At 69.5% G+C, this 4,047-nt stretch carries 4 protein-coding genes and 1 pseudogene; 2 read left to right on the top strand and 3 right to left on the bottom strand.

Annotation, left to right across the window (positions count from 1 at the left end; translation table 11 throughout):
* Positions 1–29: 29 nt before the first annotated feature.
* Positions 30–1,079 carry an NAD(P)-dependent alcohol dehydrogenase gene (locus AVR91_RS39950; RefSeq protein ID WP_016335269.1) on the bottom strand — a complete coding sequence of 350 codons (1,050 nt, stop codon included), beginning with the start codon at positions 1,077–1,079 and terminating at the stop codon, positions 30–32.
* A gap of 88 nt (positions 1,080–1,167) precedes the next feature.
* On the opposite strand from AVR91_RS39950, the gene AVR91_RS39945 reads away from it, so the two are divergent.
* Together AVR91_RS39945 and AVR91_RS39940 are read left to right on the top strand one after the other, a co-directional pair.
* Positions 1,168–1,770, top strand: a complete 603-nt coding sequence (locus AVR91_RS39945) for a TetR/AcrR family transcriptional regulator (RefSeq protein WP_063276897.1) — start codon at positions 1,168–1,170, stop codon at positions 1,768–1,770.
* A gap of 89 nt (positions 1,771–1,859) precedes the next feature.
* A complete protein-coding gene (locus tag AVR91_RS39940) occupies positions 1,860–3,215 on the top strand; it encodes an MFS transporter (RefSeq protein WP_063276898.1) in 1,356 nt (451 codons plus the stop codon).
* A 6-nt stretch (positions 3,216–3,221) separates the two neighbouring features.
* Here the strand turns inward: AVR91_RS39940 and AVR91_RS39935 are convergent, their stop codons facing one another.
* Both AVR91_RS39935 and AVR91_RS44095 read right to left on the bottom strand, forming a co-directional pair.
* Entirely contained in the window at positions 3,222–3,677 is a 456-nt protein-coding gene (locus AVR91_RS39935) for an ATP-binding protein (RefSeq protein WP_016335272.1), read from the bottom strand.
* A 90-nt stretch (positions 3,678–3,767) separates the two neighbouring features.
* Positions 3,768–4,047 (bottom strand): annotated as a pseudogene (locus AVR91_RS44095) (TetR/AcrR family transcriptional regulator); the annotation flags it as partial.

Raw genomic sequence — 4,047 nt, 5'->3', positions numbered from 1 at the left:
CCGAATCGCCGCTCACGACCCGCTTGGCGTCAGGCGCCGATGGTCGCCGCGTCGATGACGAACCGGTAGCGGACGTCGCTGTTCTCGACCCGGTCGTAGGCCACGTTCACCTGGTCGGCCGAGATCGTCTCGATCTCCGCGCCGATCCCGTGCTCGGCGCAGAAGTCGAGCATCTCCTGGGTCTCGGCGATCCCGCCGATCATCGACCCTGCGAGCACCCTGTTCCCGCCGAGCAGCGAGAAGGCGTTGTAGGACAACGGTTCGCCGGGAGCGCCGACGTTCACCATCGCGCCGCCGACGCGCAGCATGCCGAGGTAGGAGTCGACGGGCAGCGTCGCCGAAACGGTGTTGAGGATCAGGTCGAAACGGCCGCGCAGCGCCTTGAACGTAGACGCGTCACCGGTCGCGAAGTAGTCCTTCGCGCCCAGCTTCAGGCCGTCCTCCTGCTTCTTCAGGCTCTGGCTGAGCACGGTGACCTCGGCGCCCATGGCGACCGCGATCTTGACCGCCATGTGCCCGAGCCCGCCGAGGCCGACGACGGCGACCTTCTTGCCCGGCCCGGCACCCCAGCGGTTCAGCGGGGAGTAGGTGGTGATGCCCGCGCACAGCAGCGGGGCGGCGACGTCGAGGCCGATGCCTTCCGGGATGCGGCAGACGAAGGCGTCCTTCACGACGATCTGGCGGCTGTAACCGCCGTAGGTGTTCTCGCCGTCGAAACCGACGCCGTTGTAGGTCTGGATGTTGCCCTTTACGCAGAACTGCTCGGTGCCCGCGAGGCAGTACTCGCACTCGCCACAGGAATCGACCATGCAGCCGACCCCGACCCGGTCGCCGACCTGGTACTTCGTCACGTCGGAGCCGACCGCGGCGACGACGCCGGCGATCTCGTGACCGGGCACCATCGGGAAGATCGCGCTGCCCCAGTCCTCCTTCACCTGATGGATGTCGCTGTGGCAGATCCCCGCGTACGCGATGTCGATCAGCACGTCGTCCGGACGCAGGTCGCGACGCTCGATCGTCGTCGGCGACAGTGCGGCGCCCGGGGACGGCGCGGCGATGGCGTGCGTGGTCGTCGTCATGAAACCCTCCGAGAAACAGTGAGACCATGTAAGAGGTCACTTACAACCAGCGTAAGAGGGCTCTTACATATTCCGCGACCGGGACGGTGTGATCCACGACATGGGCGGCAAGTACCATCACGGCGACCTTCGCGCCGAACTCGTCCGGGTCTCCCTCGACCTGATCGCCGAACAAGGGCTCGGCGCGTTCTCCGTCGCCGAGGTCGCCAGGCGCGCGAAGGTCAGTCCCGGCGCCCCCTATCGGCACTTCCCGGACAAGGAAAGCCTGCTGGCCGCGATCGCCGCGAAGGTCGCCTGCCAGCTGGCGGACAGGGTGCACGACGCCATCGAGGCCGAGAGCGAGCCGGTCGCCGCACTCGCCGCGGCCGCCGGCGCGTACACGAAGTACCTGATCGAACGCCGGGCCGGGATGAACATCATCTACTCGGACGGCCTGCAGGGCCCGGAGCACGTCGCGCTGCACGAGCAGACCCGGCGCCTGACCGACCAGTTCGTCATGCTCTGCCTCACCGTCGCGGACCGGCCGGAGGACGGACTCGAACTGATGGAGCAGTTGTTCACCCAGGCGCACGGCTACGGCACGTTCTACCTCGACGGAGTGTTCACGAAACAGGGCTACTCGACGGAAGTCGTCGTCCGGAAGTCGGTCGAGGCCGCCCGCGCCGCGATCGAAGGCCGCGTCGGAATGTGACGTGATTCACGTCTGATTTGTCCGATTACCGGGGCTCCCCGCGCCGACAGGATGCGAAGCGCAATCCTTTCGACAGCGAGGAGAACCGCGTGAACATCGGGCAAGACGTCGGGTCGTGGCGGGAACTGGGCCGCTATTCGAGCACCGCGTCGGTACTGGCGGGTGGCGTGCTCGTCGGCGCGATCACCATCTACGTGGCGGCGAGCCTGTTGCCAACGGCGATCGACGACATCGGCGGACGGTCGTTGTACGCCTGGACCATGACGGCGTTCCTGGTCGCCCAGGTCGTCGCGACCATGCTGGTGGGCCAGGCGCTCTCGCGCTTCGGCGGCAAAGGTTCCTATCTGGCCGGTTTCGGCGTCTTCGCCACGGGCTCGGTGGTGTGCGCCGCGAGCCCGTCGATGCCGGTCCTCCTGCTCGGCCGCGGGACGCAGGGCCTCGGCGCCGGTCTGCTGACCGGACTGGGCTTCGCCGTGATCCATTCGGCGCTGCCGCCTCGGTTGTGGAGCCGGGGAAGCGCGCTGATCTCCGCGATGTTCGGGGTTGGCAACTTCGTGGGCCCGGCGCTGGGCGGGTTCTCGGCACAGTTCGGTTCGTGGCGCTCCGCCTTCGCGGTCCTCGCCGTGGCGGCGGCCGTGCTGGCGGTCTTCGTGCCCCGAGCGCTCCCCAGCGGCGGACGCCCGGCGCAGGCACCGCCGGTCCCGGTCGTTTCGCTGACACTGATCGTCGGCGCCGCCGGAGCGGTGAGCGTGGCGGGGATCCTGTCCGACGCCCTCGCGATGGCCGCCCTCATCGCGGCGGGTCTCGTGTTCGTGGGCGCGTTCCTGATGACGGAGAACCGTTCAGCGGCGAGTGTGCTGCCCGCTTCGGTCTACCGACGTGGCTCGCGGTCGCGGTGGATCTACCTGACGATCATGGTGCTGGCGTCCGGCGTCGCGGTGGAGACGTTCCTGCCGCTGTTCGGGCAGCGGCTGGGCGGACTTCCGCCCGCGGCGGCGGGATTCTTCGCCGCCGCGCTCTCCTTGGGGTGGTCGGTGAGCCAGCTCGTCAGCGCTTCGGCCGGTAAGACACGACGGCTGGTGCTCGCCGGGCCCGCCTGTCTCGCCATCGGGTTCGCCGTGCTGGGACTCCTGCAGACCGGGCAACCGCCGCTGCCCGTCGTACTCGCCTGGCTGCCGGTGCTCTTCTTCGGCGGCACGGGAATCGGCCTCGCGATGCCCCATCTGTCCGTCGCGGCGATGACCTCCGCCCCGGACGGCGAGGGCGGGCAGGCGGCGGCCGCGATCGCGACGGTGCTCACGATGTCGACCGCGTTCGGCGCGGCGGTCGCCGGCCTGCTGGTCAACCTCGGCGGCGCTTCGGTGGTCACGTCGGCGAGGTGGCTGCTGTTCGGATTCGCCGCCATCTCCGCGCTCGGCCTGCTCACCGCACGCCGAGCCGTCTGAGGCAGGTCAGTTCCGGGAGCGCTTCATACGCGGAAGCGCTTCCGGACAGCCGCCGTCGCACCGGATGTGCGCCCAGACGAGCTTCCCCCCGCGCACCGGCTCGCGACGGACACCCCACTGCACGGCGACCCCGTCGACGACGAGGAGGCCGCGCCCGCGGGGATCCTCGATCTGCGAACACCGCGCCCGCGGCTGTTCGACGCTGACATCGGCGACTTCGATGCGGACGGCACACGGCGACACGCCGCGCCACAGCTGGATGTGGCGTGCGCCACCCCCGTGCACATAAGCGTTGGCGACGAGCTCCGTCGCCGCCAGCAGGACGTCGTCGCGATGCCCCTCGCCGAGATCGGGAAGGCATCTGACCACCCAGGCGCGCATGTCCGGCAACGCCCGTGGCGTCGTGGCCCGCAGGTCGAGCACCCAGGTTCCCGGCACCGGATGCTCCGCGATGTTGATCATGGAGCCACCCTTCCCCTCGCGCGCGACCTCCCTGCTGAAGTCGCACAACCGGGTTACCCAGAACGCCCGCCGATCAACCCGTCACGGGAATCAGCGCACCGCGATACCCTCCAGCACCGTCTTGACCACGGCTTTCACGGCCGGTGAGGTCGTCACTCGCGGGCCGTGCGGGAGCAGCGCGGTGAGCACCGATTCGTGGCAGACGCCGACCAGCATCGCCGCCGCCGCGTCGACATCGCCGTCCAGCCTGCCGAGTTCCTTTTCCTCGCGCAGGTACCGGACGAGGCGATCCCGCCAGGTCTCACCGTCCCCGGCCAGTTCGCCGAACCGCGCGAGCACGGCGGGACGAGCGAGCAGCCCGGCGAACGCG

It is taken from the genome of Amycolatopsis keratiniphila subsp. keratiniphila (assembly GCF_001620365.2).
Lineage (GTDB): Bacteria > Actinomycetota > Actinomycetes > Mycobacteriales > Pseudonocardiaceae > Amycolatopsis > Amycolatopsis keratiniphila.
The sequence above is the reverse complement of the archived record's forward strand: the minus strand, read 5'-3'. Positions and strand labels throughout refer to the sequence as shown.